The sequence below is a fragment of the Paraburkholderia piptadeniae genome, assembly GCF_900007165.1.
Lineage (GTDB): Bacteria > Pseudomonadota > Gammaproteobacteria > Burkholderiales > Burkholderiaceae > Paraburkholderia > Paraburkholderia piptadeniae.
In genome coordinates this window covers 19,210-40,132 of the sequence record NZ_CYGY02000023.1, presented here as the reverse complement: position 1 = coordinate 40,132, position 20,923 = coordinate 19,210, and the positions used below count along the sequence as shown (strand labels likewise).

The window sequence follows — 20,923 nt, the reverse complement described above, 5'->3', positions numbered from 1 at the left end:
TGAAAACGCTGAATTTTCCGGGTGCCGTGGTTCGCGGGATGTTTCGGGCCGACGGAGCGGAGCCTCTTCGTATAATCGCGCGATGAAAACCCATTTCGACGAGCGATTCGGCTTTCTTATTTCCGATGTCGGCAGGCTGGTCGGCAAGCGGTTCGACGATCTCGCGCGGCTGTCGATCGACCTGACGCGCGCGCAATGCCGCGCGCTCGCGTATCTGTCGCATTACGGCGACATCAATCAGGCACGGCTCGCGGATCTGCTGGAAGTCGCGCCCATTTCGGCCGGCCGGCTGCTCGACCGGATGGAAGAGGGTGGATGGATCGAGCGCATTGGCAATCCGCTTGATCGGCGCGAGAAGCAGATTCGCCTGACCGGGAAGGCCGAGCGGACGCTGGAAGATGCGAAGAAAGTCGGCGATCAGATAGCGGCGGAGGGGCTCAGCGGACTGACTGACGAGGAAGTGAAGCAACTCATCGCGCTGCTGCAGAAGGTGCGGGGCAATCTGACGAGGATCGTGGAGCGGTGAGAAAGCGCACGACCGCATTGGTTGTGCGGCCATCGATCTTTTTGATCGGCGGTGGAAATGAAGAAGCCGCTGTTTCGTGAGAAACAGCGGCTTCTTGCATTTGGTGGCGAATCAGGGACTCGCGGTAGATGCCCGGGAACCCCCGTCACGCCGCGCTGCGCGGCTGCTACACGATTTTCAGCATAGCAGGTCGGGGTAGCAGTGAATGCCTTGATTTGCCCCTTCCGCACCGGTGCTACGAGGCAGAGTCACCAGACCTGGCCCGAATGAAGGTAATGCCGGCCCGAACTCCCGAGAGGCACCCGGGGCGCGCGTATATTGGGGTCTAATCAAATTCGCGTTTCAGTTATGCGGACGCAGATTACCGCCGTTTGCCCGCTCTTTTCCCGGTTTTGCCGACGAACATTTTGTAATATCTTATTATCCCGTAAAAGGTGCCGATTCTGCTTTCTGCGGGACCGCAATGGGCACCCGAGCTTACACGCGCCGCAGGCGTGCATCGCTCCCTGACCAGCTCAGAAAAGCAGTGCAGCGCGAAACAATAAGTTGATTCCTCGCCGAGGGGAGACCGAAGTGAATTTCCAAGCATTCGTGGCTGCAGTACCCACTCCGGTGCTGGTCACCAGTGCGGTACTCGCCGCACTCGTCGTAATTTTCATTGGCGTTTTTCTCGTGCCGGCCGTGATTCACTGGTTCCGCCTGAGGAATGTCCAGAAGCGCATCGCACAGTTCGAAACCGCAAACTATCCGTCTCAATTCAAGGCTGTGTTTGCCAGTGACCGGAGGCTGGCGCATCTCTGGAAAGAGTATGACGAATCGTTGCATCGCCAGCGCGAGGAGCGGGATGGGCAAATGGTCGTCCAGGCTGTTCGCGCCACCGTACCCGCCGAGCTCTATTTCAACGACCAAGTCGTGGTCGACAGCCGCCTGCGTACGGAGTTCTTCAAGCATGTTCCAGGGATTTTCACAGGCATCGGCATTATCGGTACCTTCAGCGGGCTGATTGAGGGTCTCCGTGCGTTTCAGGTAAGCGAGAACGCAGCAACCGTGAGAAGCAGTCTCGAGTCGCTTATGCATTCGGTCGGCGAGGCGTTCCTCGTCTCGGCATCCGCGATTGCTGTTGCAATGGCTGTCACGTTTGTTGAGAAGCTCCTCCTCGCATCGCTCTACCGGCGCACCGAGGAGATTGCGCACGCGATTGACGCGTGCTTCGAAGCCGGGGCAGGCGAGGAATACCTCTCACGGCTGGTCAAGGCGTCGGAAGAATCGGCGAGCCAGTCGAAAATCCTGAAGGACGCGCTTGTCGAGGAACTGGGCGAACTGCTGCGCGAACTGACCGGCGCACAGATAGCCGCCGGCAGAGAGCAACAGACGCTGGCAGCTGAGGCGGCCCGCCAGAACAACGTCGCCTTGGGCAACGCGATTGCCGAAAGTATCCAGCAGGGTCTCAAGGGACCGCTCGAAGAAATCGCCGCCACCGTGAAAAGCGCCAGTGGTGACCAGAGTGAGAGCGCCGTGCGCATGCTGCAGGATGTGATGGCGAGCTTCAGTCAGCGGCTGAATGACCTGTTTGGCGGCCAGATTTCGGGGCTCAACGAACTGAACCAGCAGACCGCCAAGAGCATCCAGGAGGCAGTCGGCACGTTGCACACACTGGTCGCGAACATTGAGGCTTCGAGTCAACGTTCGACTGATGCAATGGCACAGCGGATGGCAGAGGCCATCGAGAAGATGGAATCGCGACAGGAGGCGATGAACGCCCAGTCGGCCGCGTTTGTCGAGCAGATTCGCCAGCTGGTTGCGACCTCCCAATCGGAGACAAGCCAGAAACTGCAGACGACGCTGGAGACACTTGGTACACAGGTCAGCGAAATGCTGGCAACGCTCAGTGGGGCGCAGAAGGAAGTATTTGAGAACAACCGGGCGCGTGAGAGTGCCATGACGGTACGCGCCACCGGCGCGGTCGCAACGATGTCCGAGTCGGTAGAGTCTGTTGTCAGGGAGCTCGGCGCCGCGACCACCCAAATGGCACAGAGTGTGACCTCGCTGACACAGGCCACGACGTCATCCGTGGACCGGATGAACGCGGGTGCCGAGGTGCTGGGTACGGCATCGCGCAATTTTGCGGCGGCAGGCGAGCGTGTCTCGGGTGTCATGGGCCAGGCAGCCAGCGTGTCAGCAAAGCTGGCCGAGACGTCTGGCAGCCTCACGAGTGGAGCTGGGGCAATCCAGGAACTGTTGAGAGATTACCGTGCTCACCGCGACGCCATCAGTCAGCTGGTTACTGAGTTGCGCGCAACGGTCGACGCCGCGCGCAAGGAAGCGACGCTGACCGCCGACATTCTCAATCGTATCGAGACTTCAGCGAGCCGTCTTGGAACGGCGCAGAAGCAGGCCGATGAGTATCTTGCCGGTGTCAGCCGGGTTCTCGGGGAGGCACATACCTCCTTTGCGACAGAGGTCAAGCGCACGCTTGACAAGGCCAATACCGAGTTCCATACCAAACTCACTTCGGCGGTCGGACTGCTTTCGGCCGCCGTGGGTGAACTTGAGCTGACCCTCGCGTCAATGGGGACGCTCGCGCCGGTGAGGAAGTAAGCGATGCTTGGAGCCCGGATAGTCGTCAAGCGCGGTGGCCGCGACGAGGCGGAAAAGCCGTTCTGGATATCATTTGCGGACCTGATGACCGCGTTGATGGTGCTCTTTCTTGTCGTCATGGGCGTAGCGTTGCTTGCTGTAACGAAGAATGTGACCGAGAAGGAAAAGCGCGAAGAGCAACACAGAAAGGACATTGAACAGATTCTGGACCGGTTTCAAAGCGCCGCGAAGCGGTATAACGGTATCAAGGTCGACCGCGACCGACGCGTAATCGACTTTGGTGACCGCGCACGCTTCGCGTTCGGGAAATCCAATCTGGCCCCCGAGCAGGAAGAGGTGCTGCGCCAGTTTGTCCCCGAAATCCTGACGCGGGCGAATGATGACCTTGGCAAGCGCGTCCTGAAGCGGGTGGTCGTTGAAGGCTACACGGACAGGACAGGCACGTATCTCAGCAACCTGAACCTCAGCCTGCAGCGTAGCGAACGGGTGTTGTGCAGCATGTTCGCAACAGCCGGAGGGAGCCTGCTCAACGAGGACCAGAAGGAGAACGTGCGAAACCTGTTTCTGGTCGGCGGCTACTCGTTCAACGACTCTAAAGACACGGACGAGGAGAGCCGTCGCGTCGAGATGCGTCTCGAGTTCCTTGGTCTCGGTGAGCAGCGCCCACCGGTACCGGTGCAAACGGGCAACTTCGGCGACTGCGCATTGCGATGAGTGCACTTGACCATCTGGCGTCCCTGCTACGACCATCGCTCGGCGAAGGAGCCAAAACAATGACGTCGGACGGTGGCATCGATGCCCTGCTGGTGGAGATGAAGGCGCGCTTGAAGTCAGGAGGTGGCAGAGCACCTTCGGAAGACCATCAGCTTGACGCCGTACGCCGCTACTGGGATAGCCAGGAAGTCAGCACCTTCCGCGATGCTTATCTGCTGTCCTGGAGTCTTTGCCTGCCCCATCGTCCGCGCGGCCAGTGTGTATTGGAGGACCGACCTCGATTGCAGGGCGTTCTGGACGGCGTCGATGGGTACAAATCCAAGACTAGCGCATACAGACGCTGTTATCAGGGGCTGGTCAAGAGCTACTTCACCTATGACGCAGACGCGCCCGAAGTGCCTCCGGTCGGGCGAAAGAACTGGGGCGTCTTGCGGGACTACCTTCACGACAACAACGGCGATATTCGCGACAGAGGTCCTTGTCCGGAGTGGGTCGACACCGCTGTCGAAAACAGGCAGTTGTTCGGCGAGGTGCCTTGCGCACCTTATGTGGGCGCTTTGCTGCAGGGTGACGCGTCGAGCATTGATGAACTGTGCGGGAGGCTTCAAATCGGGAAGGGGTCCTGGTTTTTGCGGCAGCTGGTCCTTGCTCAGGTGGAGGGCGCCACGAAACGGAGCCATGGCGAGTTCCAGCATCTCCTGCCCCGATTGCTCGCTCTGCTGGCCAACAACGAAGTGCTGCGCGACCGCGGCATGATTATGGTCCTTGACCGATATGCGCAGGTGCCCGGTACCACCTTGCATCCGGGCCTGCGTGACCATGCCGTTGCCTGGTGGGGGAATCCGTGGTTGCCGTCGAACGCAACCCGCTGGGGAGGCGTTGTGCCGGCCGCGCGTTCAATGGTGGCTGAATGGCTGAAGCTCGAATTCATCGAGACGTTTTTCACCAAGCTCGCGGAAGACGGGCTTGGCGACCCGCGCCGGATGAACTTCTGGAAGCGGTACGTCAAAGCCATTGACCACATCGAGTTCGCATTGGGCTCGTTTGCACGCAACTCGAGAGAGCCGGACTTCATCACGCTGCGCAGGAAAATGACAGGTCTTACCCGCGAGCTCGATGCGTCCGGCGCAAACAATGCCTTCATTATGACGATGGGGAAACTGGTCGCGGTCGAGTTCAGCGGTCTTGGAAATGCGCTCTACGGCTACGATGCTGGGCGTTCGATACCGTTCGACACGACCCGCACTCTCGGGCTTTCGGTCGGCGGAAACAATTCGTTGAAGCAGAAGGGCAGGTCCATCCTTTGGCTCAGCCACCAGGACGGTATTCACGGTTGGGCCAAATGGGAAGAAATGTTCGATGCGACGTTGCGCAAGGAGTTTGGCATTCTTCCGTCTGCTCCAGCGCCGCAGGGCACCCAGAGAAGTTCGCAACCCGTGCAGCCGTTGTCCTCCGGGAAGCGTGGGGTTGGAGACTCGCCATCAAATCGGAGCAGGTCGACAACCGAATCCTATTCGAACGTCGCGCTCCGACGCTTCGCTGCGATACATGGACTGGAAGTCGACGACAAGACATCCATGGGAGGCAACCTTTGGGTCCGCGGCGCCAGTAGCGACGATATGGTCAATCAGGTGCTGACGCGCTGGGGTTTCCGCGCCAAGCCGGGCAAGGGATGGTGGAGATAGGTCGAACCGTGTTCAAGCTATTCAAGAAAGTAAAAGAGCCTGACCTCACGTCATGGAGACGATACTGGTTACCCGCCGGATTAGTCCTGACCCGTCATCCGAAACCAGACGGCGTGCCTGTTGAGGGTAGTCTGGTCGAAGGCTATCTCACTCAACTGGCCGATGATGGCCTCGCCGGGCAAACTGGCGACGGATTCCTGCTGGACTGGGATTCGCTGTACGCGGCGATTGAGCGGTCGGACTACGCGCCATTGCGCGACATTCTTAAACTTCCCTCATTCACTGCGACCCGTCCTGTTCTTCGAAGCAGTCATTCGTTGGCGGACCGTGACTTTGCTATTGCACTGGATGGATGGTTTGCCGACGATGGGGGCCAATTTCGCGGTGTACTCACCGGCCCGGTCATGGCGGACGGACCCACGGAGGCGCTCATGCGCCCCGCCCAGTGGGAGCTGTTCAACGCCGTGGTTGCGTTCTCACGGCGTGGAGCAGACGAACGTACCGATGTGGCCAATCGCCAGGGCTGGGGACGAATCCGCAAGCTTGCACTTGCAGCGGGTGCACGCCTTGATGATTTCCTTTACCGGTCGGTGGTGCTGAGCCCGGAGAAACTGCATATCGGGCTAAGGCGCTCGGACAGCGTATCCGATGACCACGTGGTTGAAATTGAGCCGGGTTTCGACGGGGCTCCTCCGGCCTGGCTCGACACGTTCGACCGGGCGCGTGAGATTCGTGACCGGTATGACATCGTCACCCCAGAGGGTATTGTTCAGATTCTGGTCACTCCCAAAGTGCGAACGGTGCTCCGCGAAATTAAGCGGCTGCCCGGGCGGCGCGTGGCCGGTTCGCGAGCCCAGGCGTTTCTGCTGAACCCCTATGCGGCACTAGGCGCGGACGCCATTGACGTCATCGAAGAGTCGCAGTTTGAGCGGGCGCGTGAGGATGCTGGTCTCGACTACGAGCGTTTCGTGCCGGTATTCGAGCGCGACGCCGCGGGCTATCCGGTGCGGGTTGGTCTACTCATCGAAACAGCGGTGGCAAGCGGTCCGACTTCCTCGGAAAGCCATTGGCTCAACGACGACGAGCTATCGGCTTTCGTCAAGGCACTCTCAAGGGCGCTGGCGCTCGGTCATCAGCTCCTCGGGTGGCAGGGCTACGACCTGGTTGTGCAGGGGGATGCCGAGCAGCATTTAAAGGACCTGACGGCGGCACTCGCGCAGCGTCAGACGCCGCCGACGCTTGTATCCTACGCCCAGGTACATGACCTGAGTGGCTATTCAGCTCGCATCGAGTCCATCGGTGTCGAAAAGCCTTATCACTCAGCGTATATCGCGAAGAAGAGCGAGGAGGAGGGGTGGTTTCCTGACAATGTCCTGCCGGTCGTGGTCTACCAACCGAAAGATGGGGGTGAGCGGGTCGCGGTTCCTACCAGCAAGCCAGCGATTGAAAAGCTCAGGAAGGACCTGCAGGCCGCTGAGGCGAAGGGCGCAAGCGAGCTTGATGTCTCATGGCTGAAGGACCCGATTTCGCTAGCCGACGCGAAGGAAATAGTTACGACGTTCGAGAACGTCTTTTCCTCACTGGATTCCGATAAGCCATTCGACCCGGAGCGTAGCCAACGCGAGCGACGCGAGGAACGCGGGCCAAAGAAACAGCTTGTATTGCGGGCCAATATCCAGGCGCTCGAGTATGAGGAGATGCGCCGCGAGGCAATGCAGGCCGTGCCCGCGCAACCGAGGCTCCCCACGAGCATCCGTCCGGAGTTCGCCCTGCTGCCGCACCAGCAGGCGGGCCTCGCGTGGATGCAGCATCTGTTCAGTCTGCAGACCGACTACCAGGTGCGGGGAGCAATCCTCGCAGACGATATGGGATTGGGCAAGACATTCCAGCTGCTTGCGCTGATGGCGTCGCTACTGGAGCGGGAGCCCGACATGGACCCCATGCTGGTTGTCGCTCCCGTCTCACTGCTCGAAAACTGGGCAGAGGAGGCGAACAAGTTTTTTGAACCCGATGCGCTGCCACTCCTGACGGCCTACGGTGAGGGCCTCACCGGACTTCGGGTACCACGCGGTCAGATTGAACAGCGTCTGCAAACCGAGGACGGTCTCGTCAAGTTTCTGAAACCGGATTGGGTTGGCGACGCCAAGGTGGTCCTGACAACGTATGAAACGCTGCGCGACCTTGAATTCTCCTTCGCTGCGCAGAAGTGGTCGTTGATGGTGTGTGACGAAGCCCAGCGCATCAAGAATCCTGCCGCCATGGTGACGCGCGCTGCCAAGAAACAGAACGTCGCATTCAAGATTGCCTGTACGGGAACGCCGGTCGAGAACACGCTGGCGGACATGTGGTGCCTGTTCGACTATGTCCAACCCGGTCTGCTCGGCGCCCTCAACGATTTCGGACAGCGGTACAGAAAGCCGATTGAAGCCAAGACCGAGGAAGAAACGGCACGCGTCGAAGAATTGCGCGCGCGCATCTCGCCGCAGATTCTCCGGCGTCTCAAGACGGAAGTGGACACAGGACTGCCACCCAAAATCGTGGTGGAAGACTGTCGGCAACTGCCGATTTCGAGTGTCCAGCGCAATCTGTACGCCAAGGCGGTAGAGAGTTTTGCGAAGCGCAACGAACCGAACCATACGACACCGTTCAAGAATCACCTCGGACTGCTGCACTACCTGAGGCTGCTATGTACGGACCCACGACCTTATGGCTTGGGCGTGTTCAAGCCAGAACCCTTGGGCGCGTATCGCGCGAAGTCACCCAAGCTCGACTGGCTTCTCAAGCAGCTTCATGAAATCAGGGCCAAGGGCGAGAAAGCCATCGTCTTTTGCGAATTTCGCGAGATTCAGCGTCTCCTCCAGCACTATATCGAGGCGGAGTTCGGGTTACGGCCAGACATCATCAATGGGGATACGAGCGCGTCGTCGAGCCACGTCGCGAGTCGCCAGAAGAGAATCAAGTCATTCCAGGACGCGCCCGGCTTTGGTGTCTTGGTGCTTTCGCCCGTTGCTGTTGGGTTCGGTGTCAATATCCAGGCGGCAAACCATGTCATCCACTACTCGCGTACCTGGAACCCCGCCAAGGAAGACCAGGCCACTGACCGCGCGTACCGCATCAATCAGAAGAAGCCGGTCTACGTCTACTATCCCGTTGTTCATGCGCCCGACTTCACGACATTCGATGTCAAGCTCGACCAGTTGCTGGGCTACAAACGGGGGCTGGCAGAAGACATGCTGAACGGCGCGGGCGATGTGGCGCCCGCGGACTTTAACATCGCTGATGTCGTCCCCGACTCGCAGAGCGCCTCGATTGATGAGCGCATTACTCTCGATATGGCGCTCCGCATGGGATGGCAGCACTTTGAGTGTCTTGTGGGAGCGCTTTGGAGCAAGCGCGGCTACGACTGCTATCGCACGCCTGGAGCGAATGACAATGGAGTCGACATTGTCGCCTTTGATGGTAATCGAGGGCAGCTCATCCAGGCCAAGACGAGCGGGACCGACGGAACCAGGCTGGGATGGGAGGCCGTCAAGGAAGTCGTGGCCGGCGAGGCCTTCTACCGTCGCCGCCATCCCGGCGTGACTTTTGAGAAGGTTTGCATCACGAACCAATTTTTCAACCGCCAGGCCCAAGAGAATGCCACGTTGAACGCGGTCGAACTACTCGACCAGAAGCATCTTGCTGACTTACTTTCAAGACATACGGTGACAATGCTTGAAGTCGAACGCATGCTGTTTGCCGAATGGCAAACAACTGAATCAGCAGCATAAATTCAATGAGCTGCAAGAAAACGAGCCGCCATTCTCCCGGGAACGGCGGCTCCCCTCAGGAAGCCAAGGGCGTCGGTGATGCAGTGAGACCTCTAGGCTTCCGGGGTTATTTGTCTCGACTTGAAAGCCGTGAGCGATGTCATGGTAGTTGTTCGTTTAGGGTGTGCGTAGTCCATTAGCGCCTCATCGCCTGCCCAACCGCTTCGAGATGCGCCTCGAAACGATTGAAAGCGTCGTCCTGGCGCAAATGCGCATAAGCTCTCAGTACCGTCTCCAGCTTGTCATGAAGCAACTGTGCCGCAGTCAGAAAATCGTTAGGATGCTTCCGCAGCCAGTCCGTCGCAACGAGGTGCCTCACCGCGTGAGGGCCGATACCGGGAGTTTCGGGTACGAGGCGGCGCGTGACTTTGGCGACTTGCTTACTCAATCCCTTCGTCCAGATGCGGCCATTCTTCCCAGGGAATAGCGACGCGCATCGAGGATGCTCTTTCAACAGACGAGGGCGGAATTCGACCAAGTACTCGTCAATGCGGTCGCTGAGAGCCGCGGGAAGTGGCGCGTCGTAGTCCGTCTGTGACGCGTTCCGGTCGTTCTTGAAATCGTTCGCGCCGAACCGGATACGCCATTGCCCGTTTTCGCGCTGATAGAGTGACCCGGTACCGTCCTCAACCCAGGTCATCAAAATATAGTTGCGTGCGCGGAGCGGGTTTGCCATTAGCATCGAGAGGAGAAGCGCATCGCGCTTGTATATGGCTTCTTGCAGACTACCTGCCGCCGATTCCGCCGCCATTTGGTCGAGCTTGTTGACAGCGCGGATAAGTGGGGCCAAAGGCTCAGAGAGGTTAAGAAGCCCTTGGATTGGCTCATAGGGTTTGCGAGACATCTCCTTTGCGTCTATTGCCCACTGTCGATACAGCGCATAGGCTTTGGCACAGGCCTCCGACCAGGCACCGCGAGTGCTTCCCTCGGGAATGTTGGCGGCAAATGAAGGCTGTTGTGTGAGATAGCCTGTTTGCGGGTGGGTCATGCTCGCGCCGAATGAACAAAAGCCGACGTGCCCGTTATGAACAACACCTCCGGAACGGTCGCAGACAAATGTCAAAAAACCTTCGATTGCTTTCGGCACGGCAAGCCACGCGAAGGACTGTGCTTCGTGCAACGGGATACCGAGGCCACCAAGTGCCTTGGGAAGCGACAAGTAGCCGACAAAGCTGCGAAATCGGTCCATAGTCATCGTTGCGGTCACGCATCCCCGGTTACCTCGACGCGCATACGGCGGAATGTCCGCCGCAATCTTCTCCATGGGAAGCATCCGCCAGGAACCGCGACTTGACCGGGCAAACGCCGGGCTTCGTGAGGTTTTGTATTCGAAATAATTGGCCCATTCCTCAAGAAATTCCGGCGACATGTCATCCACTCTCAATCGGTAGGCGCTCTTGGTGTTTTCTCGTTGCCGTTCACGATATGCAATCGAGAAGGATTGAGGTTGGCTTTTCCTGATAACCGATGGCACGCGGCTCAAAAGCGCATCTCGCTCCAGTCCCAGTTCCACCTCGATGCGGCGAACTGACGGGAATGCGCGCCGGTTCGGAAAGGCGCCTTTTAGCCAGCGCTGAATGGCAGAGGCTGACGCTCCCGCTCGCTTCGCGATGGTTTTCGGTGCGTATCCCGCAGCGGAGACTGCATGGCGGAGCATTTGATGAAACGTCATGGACGTCCCAACATCGGTCGCGACGTTTTCAGAACGCTTGTCGGATGCTGGCTGCGTTAAATTCGCGACCATACTGTGCCAAGCACGAAGGTGACTGCGCCTGTCGCTCTTCGTCCGAGGCGCGACATTCACCGAATCCAAGTAAGACTGCAACTTCTCGTTAAAACCATTGAGCATTTCGCGTCCAATTGGGGAGTCTTCTGTTTTCCCAAAGTACGCAAGGTACGAGTGTAGCGAGGAGATGTTGTTTCGAAACACCTGTGTATCGGCCGAACTCGGGGATTCGCTGGTGCCGATGAGGTCGCGCTTTCTGAGCGCAATTACTTCTTTGTACGTGAATTGCATTTGACGCCCAAGTGAATCTTCGATGAGCCGCCAAGAGTCGCCGTTGCCTTCGTTATGGCACAGCTTTACGTGGTAACGGAACCTCTGTAGGTCATTGAAATCATTAAAGATTGTCATATGTCCTCCAGTCATAGGTTTTGGAGACCAATGACCGTCTGTCCGTTACAGCCGCTCGGCATCAAGGAAGATGATTGATGGTCGCCTATCTAGAGAACTGGTTTAAACGTGCCGAATGACTCGATACGACCGACAGCGCGCTCGATAGAATCGAATGAGGACAGCCACGAAATAGCAACGGCGAGACGGGTGAAACTGACAGGAGCGGACAGACCGCGGCGGTCCAGCGATGGATGAGGTTTCGCGGTTCGCTTGGTACCTTGCTGAGAGGTTGGATTGGCGCAGGCTTCGTGATTCCTGCGGGCAAAGCGGCACCAGTGACTGCCGCCTCACCCACCAATCGAGCCGAAGGCCTGGTTCCACGGCATACAACCGACGTCAAATGGGAGCAATCCGCTCTAGGGGCGAAATGAGGATGGAGGAGATAGGGTGGGGGCGGTCAAGCAATGCACACCGGGATTTGAGCGTTGACCATCCGAGATGCTACTGTCGCAGCACCTTTCACTTCTGCGGCGACATAAATGCGGCTCTGTAGACGCCGGATGAGACCAACATCCCTTCTTTCGAAATCGTGCTATCTCGACCCGGCAGGAGTCATCCAACTTCTCGGCGTGTCCTTCCGAACAATCATCCTGCGAGCAAAACATCGCCCCTGGCTGCTGCCACCGCGCGCTGAACTTTACGAGCGCGAACTTCTTCGCTGGCGCCACGACGTCGTTGATAGCTGGATAGCCAGCGTTAGCTTATTAGTTTTTTCCGGTCGCCCATAGGCTAGCCGTCTGCGTCGATTTTCCTCTTGCGGCCAGTCTTGATAGACACAGGTTGCTCAGTAGGTTCTACGAGCAACTGCGATTCGTGAACTCCGAGTGCATTGGCCAGCGACACCAGATTGTCCAAGGTTACGTTCGCCAAGCCCCGCTCAATCTGCCCGACGTGATTTCGGTGCAACCCCACGCGGTCAGCGAGCACCTCTTGTGAGATTCCGAGCTTCCCTCGTAACAATTTTAGATTCGTACCAAGCCGCAGCCGGGCGGCCCTTTGGTGTGGTGTTGTGGTGTCTTCCATATGCGACAGGAGCATCGCCCATCGCCAGTTACGAATCTACCCTATTTAAATTGGCAGTTTCTAAACTGCCAATCTTTACATTGTATGTTTGTCGCTTTAGACTTGGCCCCATCGGTCACTTGGTGGCGGAGCGCGCCTGTACGTCGCGGGCAGGGCCTACTGACATACAGGTCGCCCTTGGCTTTGCTGGCGATACTTCAGCCCTACAGGCGAGTTGGGCATAGCGGGCTCAGACGCCCGTTTATGTGCTCAAGGTTCCCTGCGGGTATTCGCTTGCGGCCCAGACCGTGTGGCTGGAGTCGTATGCTCAGAACGCGGTCGAAAGTTGGGGGGACGCCAAGCACGAGTTTTCTGGGGGTGTCCGGGCGGCAGATTCCGGCCGTCAGCCAACACGGACCCGGTTTTCGAACAGACTTGATGTCAGGAAGTGACCGGAGTGAGTGTGCGGGCGCCGCCGACCGAAGTGGCGGCCAGCTGGTCAGACGCGATGCAATAGGAGCAGCAGTGTCAGTTTATGTAGTAGACCCCGCAACGTTCAGACAGCGCGAGGACATCTTTATCGGTGTGTGTGTAGGTCGGTTCGGCTCCAACCTTCGCTGGGTACAGGAGTTGTACACCCGTTGCATACAGCACGGCGGCGCGCAGGACATATGGAATGACGCGTATCACGCTCTATATCGAGATGAAAGCGCTCACCTCTTATCAGGAAGCGGTCCGATGGTAGAGGTTGGGCGAGCACCAACGACAAAGCGAGACCGTGTTGCGCATATCACTTGCTTTGTGGAGCGCGAACGAGCGCGTGTGCAAAATGCGGCCGCACGCTTCAGCGTCTCCGTTGACTCGGTTGGACGGGTGCGCGGCGAAGCTGTTGCCACTGGCCAGCGGGCGATAAAAATATCACGCTTGCGCGTTGACCCACTTCAATCTGCTTCGGAAATCGGCCTTGCGGTGCTGCTCCATCTAGCTAGTCTGGATTACCAACCCGCAGTCGCAGACATCATGCGCCGTATGCGGCGGGGAGACCCATTGTGAACAGTCGCTCTTTTGACGCTGCTCGCGTTTTGCAAAAAACAAGTCGACGCAGCAATGGTGAGACTTGCTTGCCACAGACGCGACAGCGACTGACGACAAGATGAAGCTCGAGGCTCGTGTTGCGCGCTCAATCCGCCGACGTACGGGCGTCGTCATTCTTCGCTCGGACCTGTCGCGACTGGGAAGCCAGGCGCAACTGACACGCGTGCTAACCAAGCTGGTCGCGACCGGGCAACTGGTACGAGTGGGCCACGGCATATATGCCAAAACCCGATTAAACCGATTTGCAGGTCGTCCCGCACCGGCAGCAACGTTCGAATCAATAGCTGCAGAAGCTTTCAGAAGACTTGGCATCTCCGTCGGTCCGGGAGCCCTGACCCGCGAGTACAACACGGGTCGTTCCACGCAGTTGCCGATGGTGGCAGTGGTCACGACTGGCCGACGACGTATTACCCGGCGGATTCAGGTGGGCACCAAAAGAGTTATGTATGAGCGAGCTAATAAGGACACGCCGTGAGGGGAACCTACAGACGAGAGGACGGGCGATGAGCGGAGCTCCAAGCTTTTCACTAGGCACCACCTCCCTGCAGACTGACGTCGCTGTGTACCTGGGTGACTGCAGTGCCGATACCTTGTTCGTAGTGTGCGACGGCATCTCAAGCGAATCGCGCGGGTCGACGTGGGAGCGCGCGTTGCTCGCCCTTGCGCATCCGACTCCGCCCGGTCCATATCCAGTCGCCGCGCAATTCACGATTTTTGTTCACGAGACGTCTGGATATGCGACGACGGACCCTCACGCAGTGGTCACCTTTCGAATCGACGTTCGATGCGAGGGCAAGTTCGCTGTCGCCACCGTAAAAACGGGTCAGTCGGTCGAACAGCTTCCGCCATCCCCCTACGTCATTGGCGACGACGTGGTGACCGCTTCGCGTCGCGTGTTGGAGGCTGCGTTAGCGCGTCCGGGCCTTTGAGCATTCAGCGCGAGGAAGAGGTGCATTGCCCTGCCAATTGGCCAAAGCAGAAGGAAGTCCGTTTTCAAATATCGTTCGCCGGAAGGGCCATGCTGACAATCGCGATTTACGACAGAGACGACTTGGGCGGCAATCCTTCACACGAACCTCTCTGCGAGGTCGAGGGCTGCGTCGTGCGCCATGATGGGCAACGGTTAAGCCTTCTTGAGGAGGTGTGCAAAGTTTTGGAGATGTGTCTCGACAAGTACAGCACGCCAACGCCGCCGACGGACTGCTTCACTGTGTTAATCAAGCGCTCGCGGCGCAGTGGTACCGAGCTTGTCGCGCGCATCGATTTGGTTGCACGAAACGGACGAACGAATGCGAGCGTGTTGCTTGAGCATGGTGAGTGCGTGGGCGTAGAGAGCGTCCACGTTGACCCGGATGACGACGCAGCAACGATAGTACTGCAGATTGTGAAGCAGCTGATTGCGAAGGGCTGGTGATGAAAGTCGCTGAACTCCTCTTGCGCCTCAAAGACGCCGAGCCCGAGGCAGTCGTTTTGCTGTTGCCGAACTATGCCGACTACTCGGAGGCAGAAGAACTCAACGACGTGGTCTTGATTGCAGAGCCGTGGACCTGCGAGCGACACCACAAGGCCGATGGCACCGCCACAGATGTCCATCATCCCGCGAGTCACGGCCACACCCTTGGTTGCGACGACGCGACTGATGAAAGCTGGTCGGAACACGTTGTCATTCTGTCGCCGCAATTGGGAAGCATCGAGGCGAAGAATTCTGGAGTCGAGAAGTCAGCATCCGACACGGCGTCTCTCGAAGACAGTATTCGTGAGCAAGCTTTGCAAACACGGCGTCACATGGTCGTTGAAGGTCAGCTTCTGTCGGCGGACGAATTCTGTGCTCGCCTTGGTATCAGCAAAAAGCGTTTCGGTCGCATGCTTGCAGACGGTGAACTGTTCGGGCTGGACGTCGATGGCACCGACTATTTCCCGGCTCTGCTCGCCGACTCAAGACTGAATGCAAAACGTCTGCAGGCAATTTGCAGAATCATCGTGCCCGCGCCCGCAGGCAGCCGTCATGATTTCTTGTCGTCACCGCACGGCGCACTGGGTGCCAAAATCCCCCTTCACATGCTCGATGATGACCGTGATTACAAGCGCCTCCGCGAAGTCGCTGAGGCGTGGGCCGCACAATACTCACGAACCTCCATCACCCTGTACGAGGGGGAACACGAAAGTGAGCCAGCAGACGTCACGCCCCTGTACACCGCAATAACCGAGATTGACCCGCGGAAACCTTTGTGGACAAGAGCATCCAAGGCTATCCATGAACATGGATACGAATGGCCGCTCGGTCCGTATCCCGAATATAGAACTCACACCTTGTTCGTAGCCCGCCAGTCTGCAGGCTACACGCGGCCGGTACCGGAAGCTTGCGTGCAAATTCTCGCAAAGGACGACTACATCCGCATAAGAACGATATTTGCGTCCGGCCGACCACGTGAAGCCGAAACGATGCCTGTTGGCAAGCATCAGACTGTCGTCGATGTTGCAAAGAAGGTCATAGCTCATTTTCGAAAGCGCTGACTGCGCAATGCAGATACATACGACACGATGACACGATGCAGGAGAGGCGAGAATGCTTAGAGTAACTGTTGAACTGTGGCCAGGTGGCCGCGAGTCTGCACGGCGAGTGATTGCAACTGCCGACATCGCGCGTATTCGCGACGGTGCGCTCGCCGATTACGAAGCGGATTTGCACGAAGCCCTGTTGGGTAACATCGGTGACACGGCCCATGTGCGCAGCTACCCCAGATGGTCGGCAAGCGTGTGGGACTTGGTCGCGCGCTGCATTGCTGCTGCGCTAAATGGTGGCAAGGAAAAGCTGCCGCCGCGTCCGGTGCCGCCACAGGTTTCTGTTTACATAAGCGATAACCGGCGATACGTAAGACTGCGCGAAATTCCGGAGCCGGCACGGACTTTCTTTCGAAGAAATATTGCAAATGGCAGCAGGCCGTTGATAAGCGAGGACTCCGACCCGATGGACCGCGCCTGGGCGCATGATTGGTCGGACTTTCTTGATGGGCAACGTTAGCGATGCTGACAGGATTGCCGGGGCCGACGCTTCACGTGCCACCGCCTAGGCGGACGGGTGGCAAACTCCTCTACCTTGATTTTGACGGGGTAATAACACATCCCGAATGCGTGTATCTGTATCGCAAACACGGCCCACAACTTTTCAACTGCCCTGGTCATGCTTTGTTCGAGCACTGCGCGTTACTCGAGGAAACGTTGGCGCCTTATCCTGAAGTGAGCATTGTGTTGAGCACGTCATGGGTGCGCCGGTATCGCGGAAGCATACGCCGCGTATCGCGAAGGCTCACACCCGCGCTGCGGGCAAGAGTGATTGGTTCAACGTATCACTCTCGAATGGACCCGGTGCTTGGCATCAGCGCGCCGCACGTCCTCGAAGAGTTGAAAACAAAACTGGAAGCAATGTCGAGGGAATGATGATGACTGTACCCTACGAGCGCACACAAGCGGTGCTACGTACGCGCGAGCTGCTAAAAGAACTCGCGTTCGGCGAGAGCGACAACGTGGATGCCTTGCGCCGTCGCGCCAAAGCGCTACTGAAGCACTTCCCCGTCGCGGCGGATATGGATGCCTCAGCAGCCGCTTTGCCCGCGGTGTGGGCACCGTCATTTACAAAGGGACGCGCAGGCTGATGCACCGTGTGCAAACCCTTCCGGGTTGGTGACCATGCCGAGAGCTACCGCCAATAGCGACCTGATGACGGTAGCCGAGGTTGCGCGGCTGCTGAACGTCAGCCGCTGCTATGTGACCAGGCTCATGCACGAGAGCCGTCTCGGCGAAGTGATTGCTGTTGACGGAAAAAAGCACGTTCTCCGAGCGAACGCGGAGGCGTATCACCGGGACCGGCAGCGGATTGGAAACACGGCGCTGCGAGAAATGACACGCGTGCAGCAGGAGGCGGGGGCGTATGAGCTTGGGGACAAAAACGATGACGAGTGAAGGAACCGTTTTGACCATAGCGGCATATGACGGCAAATACACCGGGAGCCTGGATTCGCTCGCGCACCTGTTTGACCTCGAGGGCAGTGTCGTCCCGTACGGCCGCCCACCTTTCTCAGCGCTTGAGGAAGCGTTGAAGGTGCTGGAACTGTGTGCAGACAAATACAGCACGCCGCGAGCGGCGGGGAAGCACCTAACAGTGTTTGTTGGCCGCGGAACCGGCACTGGCGTCAAGCCGGTCCTCCGGCTGGACATCGGCATTGACGAGAGGCACGCAGTCGCGACCATCGTCGGCGAACCCCCGTTATATGCGCACACAGCCACGGTGGACGTTAACGATGACGACGACGTCGCGGCGATTGTTCGCAAAGTTCTCACGCAGCTGTAGCGCCGTGCGACTTCAAGACAAAATCGTCCGCTCGATTCGACGGCGCAAGGGCGTCGTAGTCTTGCGCTCGGAGGTCGCATCGATGGGTAGCGTCGCGCAGGTGGGCCGGGTACTTGCAAAACTTGTGGCGGATGGGAGGCTGGTGCGCGTAAGCAAAGGCGTGTACGCCAAAACTCGCACGAATCGGTTCACAGGAGGGTTGGCACCGGCGGCGACGTTTGAAGCCATTGCCGCGGAGACGTTTCGGAAGCTGCGTATCGAGGTTTCGCCAGGCCGGCTCGCACGCGAGTACAACGAGGGACGTACAACTCAGATTCCCATGGACCGAGTCGTAAGCACGGGCAAGCGCCGGATAAGCCGAAAGATTCAGGTCGGGAGCCGAACCATAAAATACGAGCGTTAATAGTTGCCGATAGTAAAGCCTGTAACCGAAACCGGACGGAGTTCGAACACTGGTTTGAAAAATAACCGCGCGTTTTGCTACACGACCATCTCGGAAGCAAACAACGAACTGAGAGCTACCGCGAGCAAGCCGCGGCGCAGTATCGATAGGTTCGGTATTGCTGAAATCGTCAATGTCGACGGTGATGTCGAATGCAGGGACAATGCAAACGCAATTTGATGTCAGTCGCCGAGGTCGCGCGACTGCTAAACGTGAGCAGTGGCTATGTCATGCGGAAATTGCTGCGCAAGCATATTCTGCGACCAGTCATCGTCGTTGGTGGCCGGAGATACGTGCTGCGCGCGAAAGCCGAAGCGTATTGCCGCAAGCGAAAGAGGATTGCGCACAGAGCGCTGCGGGAGCTGGCGCGCGTATCGCAAGCAGCCGGATTGTACTCTGATGCAATTTCAAAATGCCATAGGAGGCTTTGATGACAATTCCTTTCGAGCATACGCGAGCTGTACTTCGGACACGCGATTTGCTCCGGGAGCTTTCAATGGGAGAGCAGATAGATGCGGACACGCTGCGACGCCGTGCGACGTCGCTGCTGAAGCACTTCCCCGAGCCCAGCGACATCGACCTATCTGCTGCCGTGCTGCCAAGTGTTTGGTCAAGGTCGGACGCAAAGTGGTACGAGTGACTATCGCGCTGCGCTTCGCATGCCGGTTCTTTCATCACAGACTTTGTTATTGACATGGCATCGCGCATTAGCTCGCGCGCAAAATCCGCGCGCAGTAACCCCTGATGCCAAGGTCCTCGTCAAGTTTATTCCAGTGGAACGCGGATGGCTGTGATACGCGCGCGTTGGCGCTGTTCAGGCGTGGCGTATCGCTGGCTTGTGGAGCGATAACGTATCTACGAGAAATTCGACATGAATCTTTTGGAGGGCCGCGTTCGACGCTTTGTTGTTCAAGAGCGGAGCATCGTGATTCTACGTTCCGAACTCAAGCACTTGGGAAGCCGCTCTCAGCTCACTCGCGTTTTGCGAAGACTTGTCGACGCAGGTACTCTTGTACGCGTAAGTTTAGGGGTGTACGTCAAGACCCGGCCCAACAAATTTACGGGAAGCCTGAAGCCGGCCGGCACATTGGAGAACATCGCCGCTGAAATCTTTCGCAAACTGAAAGTCGATGTTGAACCAGGCATGCTTGCTCGCGAATACAACTCAGGCCAATCGACACAAATTCCGATGCTTCCAGTGGTGAGCACCGCCCGGCGGCGGATTACGCGAAGAATTCAAGTTGAAAACAGAGTCGTGATATACGAGCGAGCCCGTCATGCACGAGGCGGTGGTCCCGACCGCGATGAGAAAGAGAACGTCAATGACTAACATGCATATGAAGCTGGCGACATGAACGCAGCAATCGGTCATAACTGTGAGGGTCTCGTGGCTACGACCTTTCATGAACACGGAGACCGAGTGCACATTGCAGTAGGTGCCCAGCAGCGCTAAGGAGTAGGCCGACTTGAAATCGGCACGTCCGAGCGAGGATTTGCTCTCCATAGCAACACGTCAGCCGCGGCTATGTCGCGCGGCGGCTACTGCGCAAACACGTCCTGCGGCCAGTGTACATCGTCGGTGTGCCGAGATACGTGTTGCGCGCAAACGCCGAAGCGTACTGCCGCAAGCGTCAGAGAATTGCGCGCAGGGCGTTGCGGGAGCTGGCGTGCATATCGCAGGAAGCGGGGATGTACCCGTGAAGCAGCGCACTGCCGGGTCATGCGTACTTCCTCCACCGGCTGGTGGAGGGTGGCAGTGTCTTCGGCATCGATGTCGAAAAACATCACGACCGCGACGTCCGCTTTGAGCTCGCCGAAAGCGACGGCATGTCTGGGCATAAGATGATGACGACGCTCTGGCGAAGAGGTCAGGGCGCGACCCATTGACCACACCAATGGCCACCTTCGAGGCAGAACTGCGCTCGGTTATGCACCACTCCCGATACATCCAGGTAACCAATCCTTTGAATTCCGACGTCCATCAAGCAGAAGTTCCTGAAGCCAGCCGTGTGCGTTGACGCGGCGTCATCGGGAGACGGCGTCGCGTCGGACGGAGCTGCTATCGGCGAGCCGGGAACCAACGGCGCCTGGTAAAGAATTAAGGTCCCTGGACGACTGGAGTTCCACACTGTCATCCTGGCGTTTTCATCCGCGACGGGACACGCAACGCCTTCGAGTCGTATCTGGATGCCTGCTTGAACATCACTTGAAAGCAGTGCGACGTGCGGCTGGCGCTCAATCTCACGTACCTTTTCTGAACGCAGGTCCGTGTGAAAGGTGAGCAGCGCCCGCTCTTTGACCGCCCTGCGCAGCACAACGGTACGGAGCTTCGGCAATCCGTCACGACCAATGGTCGCAAGCTGCATCATCGTGTATGCCGAGCGTTCTTGTCGGGCGTTAGCGCCTGCATACAAGTGGTCCCAAATCTTGTCAAAAACGGCAGCCAGTGGCTCCGGCTCATGGGCTCGCTGTGCCTGTGTGTCCATGTTTGCTCCGATTTCGCAGTGGGGACGTTCGGTCTCTTCACC

The 20,923-nt window shown here is 58.2% G+C and carries 20 protein-coding genes; 17 read left to right on the top strand and 3 right to left on the bottom strand.

Annotation, left to right across the window (positions count from 1 at the left end; translation table 11 throughout):
• Nucleotides 1–82: 82 nt before the first annotated feature.
• The 5 genes from BN2476_RS10200 (at nt 83) to BN2476_RS10180 (ending at nt 9,293) form a co-directional block, all read left to right on the top strand.
• Nucleotides 83–526, top strand: coding sequence for a MarR family winged helix-turn-helix transcriptional regulator (locus tag BN2476_RS10200; RefSeq protein ID WP_087734037.1), 444 nt, complete (start codon nt 83–85; stop codon nt 524–526).
• A 573-nt stretch (nt 527–1,099) separates the two neighbouring features.
• Nucleotides 1,100–3,124 (top strand): anti-phage ZorAB system protein ZorA, encoded by a 2,025-nt coding sequence (gene zorA / locus BN2476_RS10195; protein ID WP_087734036.1) that lies wholly within the window; start codon nt 1,100–1,102, stop codon nt 3,122–3,124.
• A 3-nt stretch (nt 3,125–3,127) separates the two neighbouring features.
• A complete protein-coding gene (locus BN2476_RS10190; RefSeq protein WP_087734035.1) occupies nt 3,128–3,838 on the top strand; it encodes an OmpA/MotB family protein in 711 nt (236 codons plus the stop codon).
• A gap of 59 nt (nt 3,839–3,897) precedes the next feature.
• Nucleotides 3,898–5,523 carry an EH signature domain-containing protein gene (locus BN2476_RS10185; RefSeq protein ID WP_160111696.1) on the top strand — a complete coding sequence of 542 codons (1,626 nt, stop codon included), beginning with the start codon at nt 3,898–3,900 and terminating at the stop codon, nt 5,521–5,523.
• A gap of 8 nt (nt 5,524–5,531) precedes the next feature.
• Nucleotides 5,532–9,293 (top strand): SNF2-related protein, encoded by a 3,762-nt coding sequence (locus BN2476_RS10180; RefSeq protein WP_235850786.1) that lies wholly within the window; start codon nt 5,532–5,534, stop codon nt 9,291–9,293.
• A gap of 175 nt (nt 9,294–9,468) precedes the next feature.
• On the opposite strand, the gene BN2476_RS10175 is transcribed toward BN2476_RS10180, so the two are convergent.
• Both BN2476_RS10175 and BN2476_RS10170 read right to left on the bottom strand, forming a co-directional pair.
• Nucleotides 9,469–11,466 (bottom strand): site-specific integrase, encoded by a 1,998-nt coding sequence (locus tag BN2476_RS10175; RefSeq protein ID WP_087734032.1) that lies wholly within the window; start codon nt 11,464–11,466, stop codon nt 9,469–9,471.
• A gap of 771 nt (nt 11,467–12,237) precedes the next feature.
• Nucleotides 12,238–12,531, bottom strand: a complete 294-nt coding sequence (locus tag BN2476_RS10170; RefSeq protein ID WP_235850793.1) for a helix-turn-helix domain-containing protein — start codon at nt 12,529–12,531, stop codon at nt 12,238–12,240.
• Between the two features lie 1,132 nt (nt 12,532–13,663).
• Here BN2476_RS10170 and BN2476_RS48100 point away from each other — a divergent pair.
• The 12 genes from BN2476_RS48100 (at nt 13,664) to BN2476_RS10110 (ending at nt 19,725) form a co-directional block, all read left to right on the top strand.
• On the top strand, nt 13,664–14,080 hold the full coding sequence (locus BN2476_RS48100; protein ID WP_087734307.1) for a DUF6088 family protein: 417 nt from the start codon (nt 13,664–13,666) through the stop codon (nt 14,078–14,080).
• 543 nt (nt 14,081–14,623) lie between these two features.
• Nucleotides 14,624–15,019, top strand: coding sequence for a hypothetical protein (locus BN2476_RS10155; RefSeq protein ID WP_087734029.1), 396 nt, complete (start codon nt 14,624–14,626; stop codon nt 15,017–15,019).
• Nucleotides 15,019–16,119, top strand: coding sequence for a hypothetical protein (locus BN2476_RS10150; protein WP_087734028.1), 1,101 nt, complete (start codon nt 15,019–15,021; stop codon nt 16,117–16,119). The genes BN2476_RS10155 and BN2476_RS10150 overlap by 1 nt, the downstream gene beginning before the upstream one ends.
• A 52-nt stretch (nt 16,120–16,171) precedes the next feature.
• Nucleotides 16,172–16,627, top strand: a complete 456-nt coding sequence (locus tag BN2476_RS10145; protein ID WP_087734027.1) for a hypothetical protein — start codon at nt 16,172–16,174, stop codon at nt 16,625–16,627.
• 2 nt (nt 16,628–16,629) lie between these two features.
• On the top strand, nt 16,630–17,043 hold the full coding sequence (locus BN2476_RS10140) for an HAD domain-containing protein (RefSeq protein WP_160111695.1): 414 nt from the start codon (nt 16,630–16,632) through the stop codon (nt 17,041–17,043).
• The gene (locus BN2476_RS49510) at nt 17,040–17,258 is read left to right on the top strand and encodes a BPSL0761 family protein (protein WP_328590286.1); all 219 of its coding nucleotides are present in this window, start codon (nt 17,040–17,042) and stop codon (nt 17,256–17,258) included. Before BN2476_RS10140 ends, BN2476_RS49510 begins: the two co-directional genes overlap by 4 nt.
• A gap of 64 nt (nt 17,259–17,322) precedes the next feature.
• Nucleotides 17,323–17,565 (top strand): hypothetical protein, encoded by a 243-nt coding sequence (locus BN2476_RS10130; RefSeq protein ID WP_143810939.1) that lies wholly within the window; start codon nt 17,323–17,325, stop codon nt 17,563–17,565.
• On the top strand, nt 17,555–17,953 hold the full coding sequence (locus tag BN2476_RS10125) for a hypothetical protein (protein ID WP_143810938.1): 399 nt from the start codon (nt 17,555–17,557) through the stop codon (nt 17,951–17,953). The genes BN2476_RS10130 and BN2476_RS10125 overlap by 11 nt, the downstream gene beginning before the upstream one ends.
• Nucleotides 17,874–18,356 carry a DUF6088 family protein gene (locus BN2476_RS48095; protein ID WP_328590285.1) on the top strand — a complete coding sequence of 161 codons (483 nt, stop codon included), beginning with the start codon at nt 17,874–17,876 and terminating at the stop codon, nt 18,354–18,356. Before BN2476_RS10125 ends, BN2476_RS48095 begins: the two co-directional genes overlap by 80 nt.
• Before the next feature lie 191 nt (nt 18,357–18,547).
• Complete coding sequence (locus tag BN2476_RS49680; protein ID WP_143810937.1) at nt 18,548–18,826, top strand: helix-turn-helix domain-containing protein; 279 nt, start codon at nt 18,548–18,550, stop codon at nt 18,824–18,826.
• A complete protein-coding gene (locus BN2476_RS49675; protein WP_087734023.1) occupies nt 18,826–19,035 on the top strand; it encodes a BPSL0761 family protein in 210 nt (69 codons plus the stop codon). Before BN2476_RS49680 ends, BN2476_RS49675 begins: the two co-directional genes overlap by 1 nt.
• A gap of 231 nt (nt 19,036–19,266) precedes the next feature.
• Nucleotides 19,267–19,725 carry a DUF6088 family protein gene (locus BN2476_RS10110; RefSeq protein WP_087734022.1) on the top strand — a complete coding sequence of 153 codons (459 nt, stop codon included), beginning with the start codon at nt 19,267–19,269 and terminating at the stop codon, nt 19,723–19,725.
• Between the two features lie 538 nt (nt 19,726–20,263).
• Here BN2476_RS10110 and BN2476_RS10100 read toward each other — a convergent pair.
• On the bottom strand, nt 20,264–20,881 hold the full coding sequence (locus BN2476_RS10100; protein WP_087734020.1) for a pyridoxamine 5'-phosphate oxidase family protein: 618 nt from the start codon (nt 20,879–20,881) through the stop codon (nt 20,264–20,266).
• Between the last annotated feature and the right edge of the window lie 42 nt (nt 20,882–20,923).